Here is a 21738-nt window from a genome sequence, read left to right on the forward strand (position 1 = left end):
GGACGTTGTCATCTGTATCAGCTGTTTTTGCGCCAGGTATCGCTGAGGGTATAACCCGTCGGGAAAGGATCACTTGGGTCCAGGACATACTGGTGGAAACCTGTAATCCAGGCCTGTCCACTGATCGTAGGTCGGATGCCCTGACGATCACCGACAGTGAGTGTTTCAACGATCTCACCGACGAATTCTGTGCTCAGAATCGATTCGTGGATGAATTTCTCTCCCTGCTTGATCTGGCCGCGTGCATGCATCACTGCAAGACGAGCACTGGTTCCTGTTCCGCAAGGTGAACGATCCAGCCGACCAGGAGAAACAATCACGCCGTTGCGCGAGCGCTTGCCCAGCGGATCGTCACGCAGAGGACCCGCGAATAGCGTCTGATTGATCGTGTGGATTTCCGGGAGTACCGGATGCACCGCAGGAATTTGTTCCGCTGCAGCAGCTTTTATCGTTTCGCCAACACTGACCAATGTCGCAGCTTCATCAGGAGTGATATCAAACCCAAGCGCCTGGGCGTCGGCCAAAACATAAATCATACCGCCATACGCGACATCGACCTTCATGGTCCCCAGGCCAGGCACCTCGATATGCTTGTCGAGAGCGAATACGAAGCATGGAACGTTGGAAAACTTAACGCTCAAGCATTTTCCGTTCTTACACTCTGCTTCGATTCGCACCAAACCACCTGGAGCCTCAAGGGTCAGGCGGGTCACCGGCTCGACCATTGGGATCATGCCTGTTTCCAGCAGCGCCGTAACGGTGCAGATGGTATTCGTGCCTGACATCGGCGGATAGAACTCGGACTCCATGATGACAAAGCCCACATCCGCTTCAGGATGCGAAGACGGGAGTACCAGGTTGACGCATTGGGTCACGCTGCCGCGAGGCTCTTGCAGCAGGAACTTGCGCAGATCGTCGCCCTGAGTTTCGAGGTACTTCATCTTGTCGAAGATAGTCTGTCCCGGAACATCAAGCACGCCACCGGTAATGACATCGTTGCGCTCACCCGCAGCATGGACGCTAACGACATTGATCATTCGTTTAAAGTTCATAGGTCAACTTTCAGAAAAATGAGTGAAGTTCGACACAATGGGTCCCTTGGCAGCGCACTGCCAAGGGACAGCATCAATCTACAGTGTTCGGCAATACTGGTGTACGCGAGCCCATCTTGATGAAGGTCGACTTCACCTCGAGGAACTCGTTGAGAGCTTCCACACCGTTCTCGCGGCCATAACCACTTTGTTTGAAGCCACCAAAAGGCATCTGGACGGCGCCCTCCAGATAAGTGTTGACGAACACAGTACCGCTTTGCAGTTTCTGGGAGACTTTCAGTGCCTTGTCCACATCTTTGGTCCACAGACCATTCCCGAGACCGTATTCCGTGTCGTTGGCCAGCGCGATCGCCTGCTCAACAGTTTTGAAGGTAGTCACGGTCAACACTGGGCCGAAAATTTCTTCACGGAAAATACGATGCTGAGGCTTCACATCAGTGAAGATAGTCGGGCCGACAAAGTAACCGTTGCTGAGCTCACCGTCGATCAGACGCTGACCACCACAAACCAGCTTGGCACCTTCGCTCTTCCCAATCTCAATGTAGTTCAGCACGCTCTCCATGTGCTGGGCGTGGATTAGCGCACCGATCTGAGTATCTTTATTCAGTGGCAGACCAATCACTACTTTATTTGCGCGCTCGACCAACTTGGAAACGAACTCTTCAGCAACCGATTCTTCAATCAACAAGCGGGTACCCGCCACGCACTCCTCTCCTTGGTTGAGGATGACGCCAAAAAGCACACCATCGAGAGCTGCCTCCAGATCCGCGTCTGCAAAGACAACGTTCGCCGCTTTACCACCCAACTCAAGCGCCACACGAGTCAAATCTGAAGCTGCCGTCGCTGCGATTTGCTTACCTACCCGAGTAGACCCGGTGAAGGAAATCATCGATACATTCGGGTGACGGGTCAGACGCTCACCCACTACTGCGCCACGACCGGTAACAATGTTGATCAAGCCATCAGGGAAGCCAGCTTCCTTGGCCAGTTTGGCGACTTCGAGCGCGGTCCCAGAGGTCAGTTCAGAAGGCTTGATCACAACTGGACATCCAGCGGCCAGCGCGTAAGGCAACTTCTGGAACAGGCACACCATCGGGAAGTTCCAAGGCACGATCAAACCGACCACACCCCGCGCTTCGCGAGTAACCAGGGCCAGCTTGTCTTCACCAAGATGGTTGTAAGCCTCGCCTTTGATCTGCCACGCCAACGAAGCAGCAAAACGAGTTAGTTCAGCGGACCACAGCACTTCACCCTTTGCATAGCCAATTGGCTTGCCGACTTCCTCTGCCTCAATTACAGCAAGACGATCAGCGTCGCGCTCAATCAGATCAGCCAATTTGTTCAGCAGTTTGGCGCGCTCGGAACCGGCCACATTGGACCAGGCTCCAGACTCATGCAGCCTGTGCGCATGCTCAACGGCAACATCCACATCGTGTTCGTTACCAACAGCAAATTTTGCCAGCGAACCATTGTGTGCAGGAGAGAACCGCTCAATGTACTGACCAGTGGCCGGGACTTGAGTGGCGCCATTGATCCAGTGTTCATAAAGTCTGGTCATTTGATTCATCCTAATTCGGTGCAGTTAGTTATTTGCCAACAACGATTGGCTTGAGTATGCGTGGGAAGATCTCGGTGATCTTGCCAGTCTGGTCGATAGGCGCTGCAAGAGAGGTACTGATCACAATCACCTGATTGGGATCGCTGAACTCGGTTGTCCAAATACCTACGATGCCGCCATGATCAACTAGCTTTGCCGCCTTCAACTGTTCAATGACTTCACCGACTCCGCCTGGACTACAGCTGTATGTGTGCTGGTAGCATGCGCCCGCCAATGCTTCACAGGAAGCATCGACAACGGGGTTGAGAACCTGCAGAAACTGTCGTGTGATCTGTGGAGCAGCACGGGGCAAAAAATCGTTGCGCCATGCATCGACTTTCATCAGCTCCGCACGCTTTTGCGTACGATCATTCAACGATGAATAACGCCAAAGGTGGATAAAGCGAACTTCATCACCCAGTGAAATACTCCAAAGTCCTCGCAGTACGCCATAGTCATCCCGGCGCGTCGGCAAGCAGATATCCTCAAACAATGGCCAATACACATCCCAATAAGCCTTTTTGAAAACGTACTCTCTAAGCTCATCAATCATCGCGGCATCCTCACCAAGCGGTATAACCGCCATCGACAGTAAACATGGCTCCGGTAGCAAAGCTGGATTCATTGGACGCTAGGAAAAGGATTACATTTGCGATGTCGACAGGTTCGCCCATCTTGTTCAAAGGAGACCTCGCTTCAAGACCTTTTTTGAACGCTACAGGGTCCGGAACACTTTCAAAAATCTTGTCGTAGTAGCTCGAAGCAATAACACCGGGAGCGACACTGTTAACTCGAACGCCCTCTAACGCATGGTCAAGCGCCATAGCGCGCGTCAGCGCAGCAACGCCACCCTTGGCCGCAACATAGGCTGCACGATCCTTGATACCGACGACGGAAATTGTCGAGGCCAGGTTCACAACAGCCCCACCGCCACGACGGATAATTTCAGGTATGGCGTATTTGGAGCAAAGAAACACTCCCTTGAGATTGACGTCTATAACCTGATCCCAAATATCCTCTTCAACAGTAACAACGGTGCCCAAAGTGCCAAACCCCGCATTGTTGACCAGAATATCCAGGCCTCCAAAATGAGCAACGGCCTGTTCAACCATAGCTTTGACTTCCGAGGACTTGGACACGTCCGCCTGAACGGCATAGGCTTGCTCACCGATAGCGCTCGCAACACTACGTGCCAACTCGATATCTCGGTCAGCGACGACAACTTTGGCGCCTTCACTAGCAAAAAGCTTGGCCGTTGCCTCACCAATGCCCGCACCAGCACCGGTAATCAATGCAATTTTGTTTTGAAGTCTCATGTTTAAACTCTGAAAATGAGTACATCCGACGCATGGAGGCCGTCTAGACGGCTCCCATAAACGTTATCTGTTCAAGCAGGCTGATAATATTTAGCGGACGTTTTTGGTAGCTTCTGACCACGAATGTCGTCCGCGATCTTCTCCGCCATCATGATCACTGGAGCATTGAGGTTGCCGCTGACAATCTCAGGCATAATCGAAGCGTCGACGACTCTCAGGTTCTCGATACCGTGCACCCGCCCTTGCGCATCAACCACACTTTTCTCGTCGGTCCCCATACGACATGTGCAGCAAGGGTGGTAGTTCGTACCTGCCAAACCACGCAGTGCTTCAAGAATTTGCTCATCCGTTTGGACGGCAGGCCCCGGCGTCACTTCTTCACCGCGATACGCGTCCCATGCGGGCTGAGAAACCACATGGCGAATCGCTCTGACTGCCGCGATGGCGTCATCCTTGTCCTCTTGAGTGGACAGGAAGTTGAAACCGAACTTCGGCGCAGCCAGTGGATCAGCAGACCCCAACCACACTCGCCCCGTACTAGTGGGGCGCATCAAACTGAAGAAGTACTGAAAGCCGTTTTCCAGCTTGACGCTACCATGCTGGAACTCACCCAGCATCGGGATGAATTCGAACTGAACGTTCGGTACCTTGACGTTTTCGTTGGTACGGATGAATGCGCCAACCTCAAAGAAGTTGGTGGCGCCCAAACCTTTTTTGAAGAGCGTCCACATTGCGCCCAGCTTGAGTTTTCCAATAGGGGTCAGTTGCTTGGCGATCGACACGTTTTGAGTGGCGCGATACTGGACTGGTGCAGCGACGTGATCTTTCATGCCCTCCCCAACACCGGGAAGATCTACAACACACTTGATGTCAAACTCGGCCAAGTGCTTGGCATTACCGACTCCAGAGAGCATCAGTATATGAGGCGAATGGATTGCCCCCGCGCACAGTATCGCTTCGTTGTTGATGACTGCATCGTGTGATTTGCCATCGCGAAGAAAGTGTACCTTCACTGCGCGCTTGCCCCGGAACTCGATACGGGTTACCTGAGCCTTGTCGCATACATGGAGGTTTTCCCTGGCTTTGTAAGGGTGGATATATGCCTGCGAGGTACTCCAGCGGATACCTTTGTGAACGTTACGCTGGGTAATGTGCACACCTTCCTGACGGTAACCGTTGTGGTCCTTGATGTACGGATAACCAGCCTGCACTCCCGCCTCCAGGAAAGCTTTATACAGCGGGTTATCAGCCTTGCAGGTTTGGATATGCATAGGGCCTCTATCGCCACGGTAGTCATCGCCACCCTGGTCGAATGTTTCGGCCTTGCGAAAGTAAGGCAGACACTCGTCGTAACTCCAACCTTTGAGGCCCATCGCTCCCCAGTTGTCGTAGTCCCAAGGATTACCACGAACCCAGTTCATACCATTAATGGAGGACGAGCCACCGAGGACGCGGCCACGAGCTTCATAAATGGTGCGATCACCCAGTTCCTTCTCAGGCTCGGAATGTATGTACCAGTTGAAACGGTCATTCATCAAAGGGAAGCCGAGCGCTGCCGGCATGTTGATGTAGATGCTTTTGTCAGAAGGGCCTGCCTCCAGCATTAATACTGATTTTTTACCGTCTTCGGAAAGTCGACCAGCTATCACACTGCCCGCAGAGCCAGAACCAATGACAATGTAGTCGTATGAGCTAGAGACTTGTCGACCGTTGATATCACGCATGATTTCACCTGAGGTACAAAGCGCCACCTGAACGTAGCGACTGTAATCGTTTACAAAACAATCTGCAGAATAACAAAAATAATCACCATTGGAAGACGATTACAAAATATTCTACGGCTGGTATGCATTAGTCGAAGCAGCATCCGTGCCAACAACATCCTCCGCCTCTCAGATCGATCCTAGGCGCCTACGACGGGGATTTCCCTCTAAACGACGCCCTTCGATAGGTCAGTAAATTTGTTACCGCCGCATGATGGTGCGTATAAAAGTAACAAGCACTGAAAATGATTACATCGAAGGAGCCCGGTTTACGATCCTCAACGATAGCCCTTCAAAACCATCCAGACTGATAGTCATCTCTCCATTTTCAGTGAGATCGCCTTCCAGCCGCTCGTTGATCATATCTACGACCGGACCAGGACTGATGCCGGGCAGATGCAACACCTCAGTCAGAGGATTGGGCCCGAAATTCAATGCCGTTATCTGGATACCCTTGCCGGCCGGCAGCTCATGAACCATAAGTAGCAGGGCCGGACTCACTACATCAGGAATGAGAATCTGCCGGCTTGCCGCTATAGCATACGACTGTCGCACAGCCAGGATTTTTTTGACCATGGAAGCAAACGAATCAGGATTCTCGAGCTGGCTACTCAGACTTCCATACAACGATTTAGCCCGCGGCATGCCGTGGTCAGAAATGCTGGCCTTAGGATTCAGATCGGCCAAATCATAAGCGCCTCGATGAATCCACCGCGTGTCACCATCAAGCATCATTTCAGCTACCAACTCCGCAGACAGCGGTAGTGCTCCAACCAAATCCCATCCCGACAGAGCAAACACGCCGGGCTGCATAGCGTTGTACATAACTAGAAGTAAGTGAATTTTCTGAATCAAGCTACGATCCGACTCATCGATCAAGCCAAGATCCTTAATACCCAATGCCGCAGTAATGATGCTGACCGTTGTACATGACACGCCATTGGTAACGAACTTCAAATTATAGGGAGCATGCTCCCCCGCGAGGCGCTCGTACATTTCCTCGCGAATGTGTTCTCGCAGAATACTGCCAGGGAAGGTTTGTCCCTTATACATATAAATATCATGGGCATGGAGGGTCCAGAAATGTACGAGCTCCAAGGTCAATTCGTCGTGGTTTTGCAACGCGTGTATTAGCGAGGCCGGGTCGATTTTGAACTCATGCATTTGATGAAGCATCAGCCGCAAAAACTCTGTATCCCCAGTCAGTAGGGCATGCTGATAGGCCGGCCGAGTAATAAAGTCATACGAAAGGTCCGCGCCACCTTGGGACATGGCCGCGATGTCATCCAGTGTCAAGTTTAGCTCCTGAAAACTGAAGCCGCCTACTTTTCGAATCATTCCACCCAACAGTTGATTCCCAGTAACCGATAAAGGGTGGCTTTCAGACCAGGCCGTACCACTCATGCGACGCTCTACACCAAGGAAACCGTTAGCATCCAGACGCAGCATTCGCGCGCCCAACACATCGACGGCATGCAGCGCGTCACCAATAATAAGCTGCTGAGCGGCGAAAGAAGGATCAAGCCAATTCAACGAGGGCTGACCTTCTTTGAAGTAATGGAGGTAAACCCAACGCCTGATCCTACCGTCAACGCCCACAATGGGCCCAGTTGCGCTCCAGTCAGTTTCCTTCACCCCGGGCTCAAAAAAAATAACCCTCTGTAGCTGGCCGACTATGTAGTGCTTCTCCCTCAGCTCATCAACTATCGCTGGAGTGAGATTAAACGCATCCCTCCCCTCTGGCACGTCAGGGAGTAGAGTCCAATCTTCCTCCTTAATTTCAATCATGTGGTAGATACCGGGGTAATCCCCATAAGCCATTTCCGCCAAGCGAAAATCGGCCCCCTTACCTGTGTGCGAGGGAATAGAGTCATCGATGGTTACCGCGTTATGTGCCGAGGCGATACGGCTCAAATTAATCAGTTGCGCTTCGCTGCCATAGCGCGGATCAATTTCGAAGCTGATGCGGTCAAAGTTCCCATCGACACTTGGGGTCTGATTACGTCCACTCAGACCACCGGCACGCTTCAATGGCCCCGTGTGAATTCCCTGAACACCAATTTCCGATAATCCCTGCCAGAGCTTCTCATTCCCCAGAGCTTGCAAAACTGAATTTCCCTCTTCCGTGATAATGGCATCGGGATAAACAGTAAGCCACACAGAAGCGGCGGCTATAGCATCTCGAGGGCGTCCTACCGCATAAGGATGCATCCACTGTCTCGACTGCCCCGAATACAAGCGAGCGCGGTCTCTGGCCGCTTTAAGCATTGACTGACCGACCAACCAATCTACGTAGTGTTTTTCATGAGTCAAAGGAAAGCCTCCTATTGATGACGGATAATTCCGGATAACCTTCGGAGTCGCTCAGGTATCGCCCCATAGGAAATGAGAGTGGCACCTCAATGTAATCGTTCGCATTTTTTTGATGCGGCAATGTTCTGAATACAGCAAAATCCTATTAATCCAAGTCAGCGCTAGGGCTTCGGCTCCTGATGCGGTCGAAATTTTGTCGTGTCAAGCGTCATGCACCTGCATCGATGCCAGATAAATTGACCGCTGCACGAGACTCCATGAATCAAGGGGATTGTTTGTGAGCACCACTCGAAAGTCATTGCCTCGTGTCAACGTGACGGACGTCGCCAAGGCCGCAGGCGTCTCCGTTGCAACGGTTTCTCGTAGCTTCAACTTGCCTCATCACGTACGTGACGATGTTCGCGAAAAAGTACTGCTGGTAGCCAGCAAGATGGGTTACACACCCAACTCTGCCGCCAAAGCATTGCGCATGCGCAAAACCAATGTCATTGGCGCGATCATTCCGACGCTAGACCATTCTATCTACGCCACGATGATCAACAGCTTCCAGGACAAACTGGCCGAATATGGCTATGTCGTTTATGTCTTGAGCTGCGGATTCGATTCGGGAGCCATTTACGAAAAAGTTAAATTGCTGGTCGAGCGTGGAGCCGAAGCGCTATTGGTCGTGGGTGATATCGCAGATCCGGAACTCACTCACTACCTCAAAGACTATCGAATGCCGGTGGTCTGCACTTATTCGTATTTTACGGACAAAGCCTTCCCCTTCATTGGCTTCGACAACTACGCCGCTACCAAGCAACTCATAGAATATCTGCTGGGCCTGGGACATCGGCACATGGCCATGCTAACGGGCCCAATCAAAGGCAATGACCGACAACAAGCGCGCCATAAGGCTTTTACGGACACGTTGGCGGCCTGCAAAGACGAATGCAGTCACGCCGTATATGAGAGCGTAGAGGGTTACACGATTGAATTCGGTGAGCGGACCCTGCGACGGATTCGCTTGGAGTCACCTCAAACCACAGCTGTGATCTGCAACAGCGACGTCATCGCTTTTGGCGTGCTCTCGGCATGCAAAAAATTGGGCATCAACATTCCACTAGAAATGTCCGTCGTCGGCTATGACAACCTAGAGTTTGCGGCATACCTTGATCCTCCGCTTACCACACTGGCGATCCCCGCAAGTGAAATGGGGCTACGAAGCGCAGAGGCGTTGATCTCAAACCTCAAAAATGGCTCGGAAATTCAGCCTGTACTTCTCGGCACGCAGTTAATGATTCGCCAATCCAGCCACTCGATCTAAACATTTTTACTGCAGATGGAACGCGCGGTTAGCGGACGAGATCTGCCGCGCAAGCTCCACTCCCCGGCCCCTTTCGTCCGCGCGGAGTGAATACCCAGCATGGCGCTCCGGCAGGGGCGGGCGGCGAGCAAATGCCTGTTACCGATACGCCACTTACTCGTTACTCATGCTGATCAAAGGTCACCTTTGGCGCATTACCTTTTTTGGTATTGCTACATGATCTCCCGCACCACATTTATCTTGCGCTACCTATCTTACTGACTTAGTTGATTTTTCTGAATAGTTTCGTCGAAAAACCTGCTCTACGTTGCGACTGGCACAAATACTGCTTATCTCTCTGTAATTGTTTACATCGAGCAGGAGTACGTACAATGCACAGCTTGAATTACGCAGTCGGACAAATGACAAAACTCCACGTCTCGACTATTCATCTCGACGAGAGTCCTCATTGCCCCCCCTCCTCCACTAACGACAAGCGTCAGATACAGGCATTTGCTTGGATGATGTTTGCGTTGATCGCAGGCCCTATGGGGCTCTGGCTTGCGGACGTTTCGTTCAGATAGAACAAAGCATTTCCGAGCTGGCTCGGTGAACTCCCACTCCCTTTTAAGGCGACCATTGGCTTGATAAAGACGCGGTCGCCTCCCGTTCGATCCGTTTGCCATTACACCTGGTCTTGATCTGTGCCTGGGGTTGAGACGTCTGAAACGGTGCCCACAACAGACTTGATTGGCTGCGAACTTCCAACGTCTTGATTACCTTATCCGCTCTGACTTTTCCTGACTCTCAGGAAATAGCTGCTAAAAATAATGAAATCGTTTACAGCGATCAACTCAAAAAAACTAAACCGTATGCTCCACAACAAATAAAACCGCTTATCCCGACATCAATAATCTGCCCTCTCCATCAAACAAAAACCATTACGGTACGGGAAGATACTCATGATGAATAAAGGGACGCTCACATCCTCCTCGCACACGCTGCGCAAAGCGATCATCGCCGCGGCCATAGGCAATTTCATTACCTGGTTCAAATATGCCTCCTACGGTTTTCTCGCCGTTATTCTTGGACGAGTCTTTTTTTTCCCGTCAGCACTGCATAGGCAAGTCTTCAGGCAACGTTCGCCGCCTTCGGTATTTCATTTCTAATGGCCCCACTGGGAGCTTTGTTTTTCGGCAGGCTTGGGGACTGCCTCGGCCGTAAAGTATTTATCCAAACGGGCGACTATGGCGTGCACAGCAGCGTCATTCTTGTTGCCGGGTACCGGGCCCGCCAATACCTATACATTGGCTAACTTCTTCAAATTGGTACGAAGACTTGCACAAAAAACAAAACAAAGAGGTTTAATAAATGCCTTACTTTCATGAAGACAAAAATAGTTATTATTATCGCCATTGGGACTGCGATAAGCCTCGGGCATCAATTCTTCTGTTACATGGGTTCGGCGAACACACTGGGCACTATCACCGTTTCGCGGCAGCGCTGGTTCATGCCAATTTTGAAGTGTGGGCATTGGATCATATCGGTCACGGAATGACAGCAGGCACGCCTGGGCAGTTCGAGTCTATCAATCAATTGGCCGATAACGCCAAGTCGCTGGCGAACTTCATCCAAGGCCTCAGCCCTGAATTACCGCTTATCTTGTGCGGCCATTCTCTCGGGGGCGTAACTGCAGCAACCCTAGCTATTGAGCTTGGGCAAAGATCGAGCGGCCTGATTTTAACCGGAACTCCGTTTGAGGGCCTTCCGGTAATTGACGCATCGATTGAAGTGATCATGTCCTGCGACTCAGCTTATTTAGATGCACTGAAGCATGACCCACTTAAGTTCGATTCTGGCCCTGCAGAACCTAATCTTTGGAAAGTGATCAGCCAACAGACGGTGACACTTCGAATCGGTCTGGCGAAACTTCATACACCTACACTACTGATTAACGGCGAACATGATGTGTTTGCACCACCAGAACTGGCACGGGCATGGGCGAAAAAAATGCCAAACGCTAAAGCATTGGAAATTCCCGGTGGCTATCACGATATCCCAAATGATTCGGCTCATCGCCAAGTAATAAATTACATCATTTTGGCCGTCGAAGACTGGTTACACATGGCCTCGCTTAAGGGCTCACAAGTTCCAGCACACCCTGCTATTTCCTGAACATCAACGTTACAATAACTCGCTGAAAAATTTCGTAGATTCCAAGCTCGTAACGCTGTATTAGCGTTATGAGCCTATTAGCAATGCCGTTCTTCGCATAACAGCTGTTCGCGCTGGGCGCTTAATCTATCGCATCAACATTCGTATAGTGGTCTCGCCGAGGGGCGCCAGACGCTTGGCACCCGTTGGATCAAACGATGATCAAAGGTGAAACCGTGAATACTGAATTCAAGCCTGTAACCGGCACAGAATTACCAACCCATGAACTGGAAGCCCAATATTTCGAGTACAGCAAAGCTGCCAATCCAATCAGCGCAAATCTTATAACCCGAATTCCTTATCACAGCTTCCCTGCGTCACTCCATGACTCTGGGGCTTCGCGTTTATTGCCGTTAGATTTGAGCGGAGCTCTAGGCTGTGATGGTCCGGCTACAGGTCCTGGTTTATGTGCCAACTTTATCCGCCTCAATGCTGGAGACGCATTGACCTTGACACCGAACGCGACGTCACAGGTGCTCTATGTTATCGCGGGCAGTGGCAGCTTGACTCAAGGTCAGCACCATTTTGAATGGAACAAAGGATGTTTCATCGCGCTTCCGGGTATGAATGCTACCGAGCTCAAGGCCACACAAGATGCTCGCTTTTACTACGTACATGACGAACCGCTGCTGCGTTATCTGGGTGTTACTCGCACGGAGGATCGTTTCAGTGCCACGCTCTACCCTGCCGAGGTAGCCAATGCCAAATTGCGCGAAGCCGCTGAAGACCCACGTGCCCAGGACAGAAGTCGAATAAGCATATTACTTGGCAATAGTAATTTCCCCCAGACCCGCACCGTAACTCACGTGCTCTGGGCCATGTATGGAATTTTGCCGTCAGGTTCGATTCAGAAACCCCACCGCCATCAGTCGATAGCATTAGACTTCATCATCGATTGCCCTGATGGTTGCTACACATTAGTCGGTACGGAGCTTGATGCAAATGGTCAGATCCGAAATCCAACTCGCGTCGATTGGACACCCGGTCTTGCATTCGTGACCCCACCAGGTTACTGGCACGCTCACTTCAACGAGTCGGATAGCGAAGCATTTTTGATCCCCATACAAGATGCGGGACTGCAGACGCACTTGCGCTCTTTGGATATTCGTTTCAGTTAACACCGTCGAACCTGCGTGGCGATCAAATCATCACGCAGCATTCATCTCTGCCAGTATGGCAGTTCGCCGATATGCTGAATCATAAAGTCGATGAAGCAACGCACCTTCGAAGACACAATTCGCTTAGGTGGATACACAAACCACAGCGAAGAAGTGACCTGCGAAAACTGAGGCTCCCATTGCGGCAGCCACCTGACGAGCCGTCCTTCACGCAAGCTTTGAGCTACCAGCCAATCCGGCAGAAACGCCACACCTAGACCTTGTTCGGCAGCGATGAGCTGCGCGTCCAGATCGTTAGTGCGCATATTCCCCTTCAAGGTTATGTGCACCCGCTCGGCAGCTCGAATAAGTATGATCTCGTCGGAGTGATGGGAGTGGAGAATTGCTGCCCCGTCCATCAATGCTTTCGGACTATCCGGCTCTTTGTTTTGAACTGCGAACCCAGGGCTTACGCATATCACAACCCGCTCTTCAGCCAGCTTGCGAGCTTTAAGACTTGAGTCAACTAACACACCAATTCGAATTGCAAGGTCTACACCTGACTTGATCAGGTTGACCTGCGACTCTTCTAAGGTTATCTCGACCTTGATTTGCGGATGAGCAATGAAAAAGTCACGAAGAAAGGGAAATATATGATGCCTGCAGAATGCGGGGGGAGCGTTCAACTTCAAAACACCGCGCGGCTCCATATTCAACGCTGAAGTTGCTGCTTTGGCTTCCTCCAGTCCATTGAGCACGTTACGAGCATGGAGAAGGAAAGTTTCACCTCCCTCAGTCAGATGCAATGTTCGTGTCGAGCGATTGAACAGAGCGATGCCTAAATCCTGCTCCAGCTCTTTGATATAGCGAGACACTGTTGAAGCCTTGATGCCCAACCGTTCAGCAGCATGTGAAAAGTTATTTTTGTCAGCAGCCTCAACAAAAGCCGTCAGTGCCGCGAAATAGTCCAAGAAATACCTCACTGGGTTAACCAGTGCCAGTTATATCCTAACGGATGACACTGGCACCTCAACGTACCATTTTATGAGCAAAGTGACTGCGTACGGCGAAGCTCAATAACTTGACGATCGATTCGAGTTTTCCGTAGATGGCTACTCATGAGCAACAGGAATGCCACTGTCGGAACAACCATCGCAATTTTTAACCCCACACTCTCAGATAAGAAACCTATAAGAATAGGTGCAAGTAAAAAACCGATGTAGCCCATAGTGCCATTCATTGCTAAACCCAGACCTGGCGTCCCCGGAAAAGCACGGCTAGCCTGACTGTATAAAAGCGGTGTCATATTGGAGAGCCCTAGACCCACGGCAATGAAACCCACAATGGACATCGTTGGTTGAGGGAAGATGATTGCTACGATCAACCCAAGTGCGCCCAAAGCCCCTGAAACCGTCAACAGCCAATTAATCCCAAAACGGCGGATCAAGAAATCTCCAGCCAATCGTCCGATCGCCATAGCAAGACTAAACGCACCGAAAGCAAAAGCGGCGATATTGGTACTAGTGTGGCTGACATCAATTAGGTAAAGCGAACTCCAGTCGATCAGCGTGCGTTCGATAAACAAAGACAAAAAGGTCAAGCCAGCGATGCAAATTAGCGCACGATTCGGCCAGGAGAAACCCTTCAAAATAGCGGTAGACTTATTGTCTTTAAGCTTGGGCTGAAGATTGCCCAAAAATCTTGCGGCGACCAGCGTAATACCGCCCATCAGTACTCCAGCTAGCGAAAGACACTGAAGAAGTCCCAGCTTATTTGACAGCAACGTAGCTACGGTGGATGCGCCCGCTAGCCCACCGATACTAAAGACTGCGTGAAAGGACGACATCATCGGCCGGCCGCGGTCGGCTTCAATTATCGCTCCATGAGTATTCATCGATATATCGAGAATACTATTTGCGACTCCCAACAAGAAAATCGCTATAGAAAGGCTAACTACAGTGTTAACTAATGCGCACATAGGGACTACGAATGCGACCAGCAAGCCACCTAGTAATAAAGTGTTGCGACTTCCCAAACGCGTAACAAGCGCACCTGCTAGATACATTGTCAGCATGGTTCCCGCCGCAAATGCACTTAAGGCAAAACCCAACTCTTGATCGGAAAGAGCTAGCGCCTGTTTCATACCAGGAATATTCGTCGCCCAGATAGCCAGCACCATTCCGTTGGCAAAAAAAATTGCGGAGGTAGCAATCCTCGCGCGTCGTAGAACTTTGGAATAAAACATCAACACCTCGCAGATTGTTTTTCTTATAGCGACAGTTATCAAAGCACTGTCTTTCGAACAGATAAACTAAACAATATCTATTAGCAAAAAATCTGAAACTGCGCTCTATACGCGCGGGCCGCTTAGCGCGTGACGGAGCCGCATAAATCGTTCCAGTTCAAAGGATCACAAGTCATGTTTTTTTATTCGATGGCATGTCCGAAAAAAGCTCGATCGAAACAATCATTAAAGGCACGCACGGCATTCTCTCCCTGAGAACCATTTTTACTGGAGAGACATCACAATACCAACTTGTAATCGATTACATTTTAAAAAACAAGCAAAATCCTTGGGAAGAGCTTACCGTGAAATTGTGGCTGAACGAATAGGCAGATGAGGAAGAACAACTGGCGAGCCATTAGAAAAAATAGCCCGCTAGCCGATCGCTTTTTACCAGGCGGTGTAGCCACCGTCTACAGTGAACATTGCACCAGTCGCGAAGCTGGAATCATCAGATGAGAGGAACAGGATCATATTGGCAATATCGATAGGCTCGCCCATTTTATTCAACGGCGAGCGAGCTTCCAGCCCCTTCTTGAATGCCACAGGATCTGGAACACTTTCGAAGATCTTATCGTAGTAACTTGATGCGATAACCCCTGGCGCGACGCTATTGACTCGCACACCTTCTAAAGCGTGATCAAGCGCCATAGCCCGAGTCAATGCAGCGACGCCACCTTTGGCTGCAACGTAAGCGGCGCGGTCCTTGATCCCCACAACGGAAATGGTCGATGCCAGGTTCACTACCGCTCCCCCGCCGCCGCGCACGATTTCAGGGATTGCAAACTTGGAGCAGAGGAACACGCCCTTAAGGTTTACGTCGATAACTTGATCCCACGTATCCTCGTCGACAGTCACCACCGTTCCCAAGGTACCGAAACCGGCGTTGTTGACCAAAATGTCCAGACCGCCAAAATGCGCGACGGTTTTTTCGACCATAGCCTTAACTTGCGCTGTGATAGCGACATCGACTTGAACGGCCAACGCTTGTGGCCCAATGGACTCCGCAACCGCGAGCGCCAATTCGATATTACGGTCGGCTACAACGACTTTAGCCCCCTCCTGGGCAAAAAGACGAGCGGTAGCCTCGCCGATACCTGCGCCAGCACCGGTTATGAGCGCGACTTTGTCTTTCAGTTTCATTTTGAAGATTCCTCATTGTTCAATTCTATACGTCTAGCAATCTGAGTCTCTTGGATACCTTGAAACTGCACTGGTAATCCCCTTGCTCCACTCGTCTACTGCCTCTCCGGCGACCTTAACTGCGCATCACGCCACCAAATAGCAGGCTCGTAAACGATTACAAAGCCACGAGTACAATACCAAAATTCTTGATGACGTGGTGCATCAGCTTTTTCGAAGGATTAGAAATGGAGCTTCAAGCTGCCTGACGCAACGTTGGCAAGTGATGAGAGGCTTTATAACGGGCATAACCGACATAAAGCGCTGCAGGAACGATCAAAGCAGGAATCCAGCTCATGTCTGCGCCGATCATCTTGGCGAAATAGCTGTGATAGAACGACATGTCCATGAATGGGACAGTGGACGCTACGCCGATCAGGAAGATGATCATCGTGGACACATTGTATTTACCGTAACTCCCGTTCACATCGTACATATCGGCAACGACGTATTTTCCTTTCTTGACCAGGTAATAGTCAGCGAGATTGATCGCACTCCAAGGTACCAGGAAATAGACCTGAGCAATCAGGATGTCAGCGAAGTAAGCGTTAAAGTCATATTGCGTTGCAACAGCGATTAACGTGGCGGCGGCAGCTGACAGCCCCATCACGATAAATTTCGTCTTGCGACTGATTCGAGTCATCCCATGCATACCGGAAATGATCGTCATCGCCGACATGTAGGCGCTGTACAGATTCAACGAGTTGATTTCCAGAACACCGAGCACCACTATGACCATCGCGACTTTTGACCATGGACCAAAAAAGCTGGCGATTGCATTGCCTGGGTTGGTCGTCACATCAGTGAACATGGTCGCCAACACGGCACCGAGGAGCATGACCAATCCTGCGCCCAGCAAGTTACCCATGTAGCTGAACCAGAACGTTTGCTTGCTGGAAATATTCGCCGGCAGATAGCGGGAATAATCAGCGACGTATGGACCAAAGCCCAATGTCCAAGACGCCGCCTGGGTAACTGTCAAGGCAAACGCCGCCAGAGTGAAACCTTGGCCGAGGTCCATTGCCCCCACAGGCAGAGGATGCTGCAGAGCCAGGTAAGCCACCACCAGAAAGATGATCCCTGACAATGCAGACATGATTGCCCCGAGTCGGTGGATGAGCTCATAACCGATGAAACCGATAATGAACGAGACGAGCCCAAACAAAACGATAGCTGTGTTATCGCCCACATCCAGAAAGACCTTGATAGCGTCACGCATCACAACGCCATTTGCCGCAGTAAACAGAATGAATGAGATGTAGTTGATCAAGAGTGGGAAACCAGCTCCCAGCACGCCGAATTGAGCGCGACTCTGAATCATCTGCGGAATGCCGAGATGAGGACCTTGGGTCGAGTGAGCAGCCATAAAAATGGTGCCGATAACACAGCCCAAAACCAGAGCGATGCACGTCCAAGCCAGGCTCAGCCCCGCAACAATGCCTAGGGTACCTACCACAAGAGTGGTCACCTGCATATTGGCACTAAACCAGATTGTAAAGAGACGCCGCGGGTGACCGTAGCGCTCCGACATAGGAACGAATTCAATGCTTCTTTTTTCGATGTCCATCGTTGGCCTCTCTATGGGCGCGCAGTTCGATTATTGTTGTGCGAACCGCGGTGGAGCTCTCATCATCGAGAACGGTTATAAATCGAATCTCGTCATGTAAAGGATTACATTCCGACCTACAAAAAATATGTCAAATGTACTTAACGCGCTTTTGATCTCTAAAAGCATCAGTAGCCCTACCTCTCCCCTGGCCACGCATCGACAATCAACACACCCTGTAAAGGATTACAAAGCAGTGTTCATGCCAGTATTGCCAAATAGACAAGCGACACGCCTAAACCGCAGATAGCCCGCATCAAACGCCCCATGCGCCATGAGGTGTACCGCCATCATTCGGAACACTTGTCTGCTTTAGTAACACTCCTCGTTTCCCAACGTCACACGTAGTCGTTTTAAAACGGTGCAAAAAAGTGCCCGCATGTCCAAAAATAGGGCGTTCTTCATCTCCTGAATCTGCCCTGGCAAAATTTTCGTGTCCGGTCGCTCTTTCACGTGCTCACCTCCATCCCTCAAGCCGAAGGGTGGCAAGCACCAATCGCTGCTCCTCACTTTCTATATCTTTGAGGTTTTCGCAAATGCTTTGAATATGCGCTGTGGCTGCCTTACGGGCTTGCTCGGGTAAGCGGCCGGTGACTGCGTTGTAGAGTCGGGCGTGCTGACGGTCAATCTGACGCTTTTGTGGCTCCCGGTGATAAAGATTATTGACCGAGGCAAATACCGAACTGAGCAGTAGATCAGTCAGCGAACGAAGGGTCTGCACTAATACCGGATTATGTGACGCCTCACAGATCGCGAGATGAAAGGCATGATCGAGCCGCGCATGTACTGATGCTTCGAGTGACTGCGAATGTGCCGCAACTAATGCCTCATAACTGCGGGTGATTAATATGAAGTCAGCTTCGGTGCCACGCAACGCAGCCAATCGAGCAGACTCCCCCTCCAATAAACTACGCACCTCGAACAGATCATAAAGGGTGCGTGGTTGTGAACTGAACAGGTGCATCAGCGGAGAGCTTGCTGGATGGGCGGACAGTTGAGCAACGTACGACCCCTTGCCATGCGCGGTCTCGATTATCCCTCTGGCGCGAAGCAACTTCAGACCTTCACGTAAAGCATTGCGGGAAACCCCGAGCTTTTCTGTCAGGCGCCGTTCAGACGGCAATATCTGACCGTTTTTCAAAATGCCATCAACGATTAAGCGCTCAATGCGCTGACACACTACATCCGCGACTTGGGGCGCACGTTCAGATTCAAAGCCGTCCATTCGACCTCCAACTGGTAGTACCAGTTAAAAAAACAAAACCAACAAGAAATAAAACAACTTATAACTTATTGATATTATTACTAATTATAAGATAAAAGCTCATCACGTATAGAAAAAACTGGTTCTACCAGTCCTGCGACTCATGGACAGTAATACCTCTGTGGCCAATGATGCAAGTCGCTCGTTCCTGAAGGAACAGCCTTCTAATAAAAACAACAAAGGGTCGTCAGCCTACCCATGAATATTCTCTACGACGAACGCGTCGACGGTGTATTAACAACCATCGATAAGGTCGAGTTCCTTCGGACTCTGCGCGAGCACTTACCTGAGTTGGAGATCCTCCACCTCGAGGAGGAACTTAAACCCTACGAATGTGATGGTCTGTCCGCCTACCGCACAACACCAATGCTGGTGGCACTGCCACAGCATATTGAGCAGGTAGAAACCTTACTCAGGCTCTGCCGCGAGCGAAAAATCCCGGTGGTAGCTCGAGGTGCCGGCACAGGGCTTTCAGGGGGCGCCTTGCCGTTAGAAAAAGGCGTGTTACTGGTGATGGCGCGATTCAACCAAATCCTCGAAATTGATCCCGCCGCGCGCTTTGCCCGTGTCCAGCCTGGTGTGCGCAATCTGGCGATTTCCCAAGCCGCGGCCCCCTTTGGTTTGTACTACGCACCAGATCCCTCCTCACAAATTGCCTGCTCAATCGGTGGCAATGTTGCCGAGAATGCCGGCGGAGTCCATTGCCTCAAATATGGCCTGACCGTGCATAACCTGCTGAAGGTAGACATCCTTACCGTCGAAGGCGAGCGTATGACGCTCGGCTCCGACGCACTGGACTCTCCGGGCTTCGACTTGTTAGCGCTATTCACCGGATCCGAAGGCATGCTCGGCATCATTACCGAGGTTACGGTCAAGCTCCTACCCAAGCCACAAGTGGCAAAAGTACTGCTTGCCAGTTTCGACTCCGTGGAAAAGGCCGGGCGTGCTGTAGGCGACATAATCGCCGCGGGCATTATTCCTGGCGGCCTGGAGATGATGGACAACCTGGCTATTCGCGCCGCCGAGGACTTCATCCACGCCGGTTATCCGGTGGATGCCGAAGCCATTCTCCTCTGCGAGCTGGACGGCGTTGAAGCTGATGTCCACGACGATTGCGATCGGGTACGCACGGTACTGCAAAAAGCCGGTGCTACCGAAGTGCGTCAGGCTCGTGATGAGGCAGAGCGCGTCAGATTCTGGGCCGGTCGCAAGAATGCATTCCCGGCAGTCGGGCGCCTGTCACCGGATTATTACTGCATGGACGGAACGATCCCCAGACGTGAACTGCCCGGGGTACTCAAGTCGATTGCCGCACTCTCCGCAGAGTACGACCTGCGAGTTGCCAACGTGTTCCACGCAGGCGACGGCAACATGCACCCCCTGATCCTGTTCGATGCCAACCAGCCCGGCGAACTGGACCGTGCCGAAGCCTTCGGTGGCAAGATCCTGGAACTCTGCGTAAAGGTCGGTGGCAGCATCACTGGCGAACACGGTGTCGGTCGCGAAAAAATCAATCAGATGTGCGCTCAATTCAACAACGATGAATTGACCTTGTTTCATGCAGTAAAAGCCGCGTTTGACCCTCTCTGCCTGCTCAACCCTGGCAAGAACATTCCTACCCTGCATCGCTGCGCCGAGTTCGGCGCCATGCATGTGCATTTGGGTCAACTTCCCTTCCCTGACCTGGAGCGTTTCTGATGTTAGCCGAACGGAACTTCGACGCCAGTCCAACGTTACTGGCACAGGTAAACGATGCGCGGGAAAGTGCGACGCCACTGCGGATTCAGGGCGGTAATAGCAAGGCGTTTCTTGGGCGAAAAATCGCCGGTGAAGTGCTCGATACCCGAATTCATAGAGGCATTGTGAGCTATGACCCAACGGAGTTAGTGATCACTGCTCGTGCCGGCACCTCCCTTAACGAACTGTCGGCAGCGCTGGAAGCCGCAGGGCAGATGTTGCCTTGTGAGCCCCCTTACTCAGAAGACGGCGCTACCGTGGGTGGCATGGTAGCTACGGGGTTATCCGGGCCTCGTCGTCCATGGTCCGGTTCAGTGCGTGACTTTGTTCTGGGTACCCGAGTGATTACCGGATTGGGCAAACATCTGCGTTTCGGCGGTGAAGTCATGAAAAACGTCGCCGGATACGATCTTTCCAGATTGCTAGTGGGCAGTTACGGCGGCCTGGGACTGCTGACGGAGGTTTCGTTGAAAGTCCTGCCCAAGCCGCGCCGCTGCGTGAGCATCGTACTGGAAATGGACAGCCATCAGGCCCTGTTGAAGCTTGCCGAATGGGGTCAGCAACCCATCCCAATCAGTGCCGCCAGTCATGATGGGCTCTTGCTGCGCCTGCGTCTTGAGGGCGGCGAAGGCTCAGTGGCAGCGGCCCATGACCGTCTCGGAGGTGAAGTGCTCGATGACTCGTATTGGCGCGAACTGAATGAACACCGGCTGGTGTTCTTCAAGGACAGTCGCCCCCTATGGCGACTTTCGCTCCCCAACAACACCACTACCCTGGCCTTGCCCGGAGAACAATTGATCGATTGGGCGGGTGCTCAGCGCTGGCTGAAATCCGATGCCGATGAAGTGTTTATACGCTCGATTGTTGCTGAAGTCGGTGGCCATGCAACCTGCTACAGCAGCGGCGCTACCGAAAGCCCTTTCCACCCCCTGGCCACTCCGCTATTGCGTTATCACCGTCAACTGAAAGCTCAACTCGACCCGAAAGGGATCTTCAACCCGGGCCGGATGTACGCGGAGCTCTGAACC

General features: G+C 51.5%; 16 protein-coding genes. 5 read left to right on the forward strand and 11 right to left on the reverse strand.

Annotated elements, in window-relative coordinates:
• Positions 1 to 17: 17 nt before the first annotated feature.
• The 6 genes from CFE47_RS11965 to treS form a co-directional block, all read right to left on the reverse strand.
• Positions 18 to 1052, reverse strand: a complete 1035-nt coding sequence (locus CFE47_RS11965) for a proline racemase family protein (protein WP_223508306.1) — start codon at positions 1050 to 1052, stop codon at positions 18 to 20.
• A 73-nt stretch (positions 1053 to 1125) separates the two neighbouring features.
• Complete coding sequence (locus CFE47_RS11970) at positions 1126 to 2610, reverse strand: aldehyde dehydrogenase family protein (protein ID WP_286837245.1); 1485 nt, start codon at positions 2608 to 2610, stop codon at positions 1126 to 1128.
• A gap of 28 nt (positions 2611 to 2638) precedes the next feature.
• Complete coding sequence (locus tag CFE47_RS11975; protein ID WP_286837247.1) at positions 2639 to 3202, reverse strand: NIPSNAP family protein; 564 nt, start codon at positions 3200 to 3202, stop codon at positions 2639 to 2641.
• A 10-nt stretch (positions 3203 to 3212) separates the two neighbouring features.
• On the reverse strand, positions 3213 to 3965 hold the full coding sequence (locus CFE47_RS11980; protein ID WP_286837248.1) for an SDR family oxidoreductase: 753 nt from the start codon (positions 3963 to 3965) through the stop codon (positions 3213 to 3215).
• 71 nt (positions 3966 to 4036) lie between these two features.
• Positions 4037 to 5689, reverse strand: coding sequence for a choline dehydrogenase (locus CFE47_RS11985; RefSeq protein ID WP_286837249.1), 1653 nt, complete (start codon positions 5687 to 5689; stop codon positions 4037 to 4039).
• A gap of 288 nt (positions 5690 to 5977) precedes the next feature.
• Positions 5978 to 8041: a maltose alpha-D-glucosyltransferase gene (treS, locus tag CFE47_RS11990; protein WP_286837251.1), complete on the reverse strand. Its 2064-nt coding sequence runs from the start codon at positions 8039 to 8041 to the stop codon at positions 5978 to 5980.
• A gap of 277 nt (positions 8042 to 8318) precedes the next feature.
• Here treS and CFE47_RS11995 point away from each other — a divergent pair, with 277 nt between their 5' ends.
• From CFE47_RS11995 to CFE47_RS12005, 3 genes are all read left to right on the forward strand, one after another.
• Complete coding sequence (locus tag CFE47_RS11995; RefSeq protein WP_286837253.1) at positions 8319 to 9347, forward strand: LacI family DNA-binding transcriptional regulator; 1029 nt, start codon at positions 8319 to 8321, stop codon at positions 9345 to 9347.
• Between the two features lie 1350 nt (positions 9348 to 10697).
• Positions 10698 to 11501, forward strand: coding sequence for an alpha/beta hydrolase (locus CFE47_RS12000; RefSeq protein WP_286837255.1), 804 nt, complete (start codon positions 10698 to 10700; stop codon positions 11499 to 11501).
• 215 nt (positions 11502 to 11716) lie between these two features.
• Positions 11717 to 12658 (forward strand): cupin, encoded by a 942-nt coding sequence (locus tag CFE47_RS12005; RefSeq protein WP_502695477.1) that lies wholly within the window; start codon positions 11717 to 11719, stop codon positions 12656 to 12658.
• 41 nt (positions 12659 to 12699) lie between these two features.
• Here the strand turns inward: CFE47_RS12005 and CFE47_RS12010 are convergent, their stop codons facing one another.
• The 5 genes from CFE47_RS12010 to glcC form a co-directional block, all read right to left on the reverse strand.
• A complete protein-coding gene (locus tag CFE47_RS12010) occupies positions 12700 to 13608 on the reverse strand; it encodes a LysR family transcriptional regulator (RefSeq protein WP_286837259.1) in 909 nt (302 codons plus the stop codon).
• Between the two features lie 71 nt (positions 13609 to 13679).
• Complete coding sequence (locus CFE47_RS12015; RefSeq protein WP_286837261.1) at positions 13680 to 14882, reverse strand: MFS transporter; 1203 nt, start codon at positions 14880 to 14882, stop codon at positions 13680 to 13682.
• A gap of 429 nt (positions 14883 to 15311) precedes the next feature.
• Entirely contained in the window at positions 15312 to 16064 is a 753-nt protein-coding gene (locus tag CFE47_RS12020; protein WP_286837263.1) for an SDR family oxidoreductase, read from the reverse strand.
• Between the two features lie 235 nt (positions 16065 to 16299).
• A complete protein-coding gene (locus CFE47_RS12025) occupies positions 16300 to 17670 on the reverse strand; it encodes a purine-cytosine permease family protein (protein WP_286837265.1) in 1371 nt (456 codons plus the stop codon).
• A gap of 496 nt (positions 17671 to 18166) precedes the next feature.
• On the reverse strand, positions 18167 to 18934 hold the full coding sequence (glcC, locus tag CFE47_RS12030; protein ID WP_286837267.1) for a transcriptional regulator GlcC: 768 nt from the start codon (positions 18932 to 18934) through the stop codon (positions 18167 to 18169).
• 237 nt (positions 18935 to 19171) lie between these two features.
• On the opposite strand from glcC, the gene glcD reads away from it, so the two are divergent.
• Positions 19172 to 20671: a glycolate oxidase subunit GlcD gene (glcD, locus tag CFE47_RS12035; protein ID WP_286837269.1), complete on the forward strand. Its 1500-nt coding sequence runs from the start codon at positions 19172 to 19174 to the stop codon at positions 20669 to 20671.
• Complete coding sequence (gene glcE / locus CFE47_RS12040; RefSeq protein WP_286837271.1) at positions 20671 to 21735, forward strand: glycolate oxidase subunit GlcE; 1065 nt, start codon at positions 20671 to 20673, stop codon at positions 21733 to 21735. The genes glcD and glcE overlap by 1 nt, the downstream gene beginning before the upstream one ends.
• The last annotated feature ends 3 nt before the right edge of the window (positions 21736 to 21738 follow it).

The organism is Pseudomonas sp. PGPPP1 (genome assembly GCF_002255865.1).
Classification (GTDB): Bacteria; Pseudomonadota; Gammaproteobacteria; order Pseudomonadales; family Pseudomonadaceae; genus Aquipseudomonas; species Aquipseudomonas cremoris.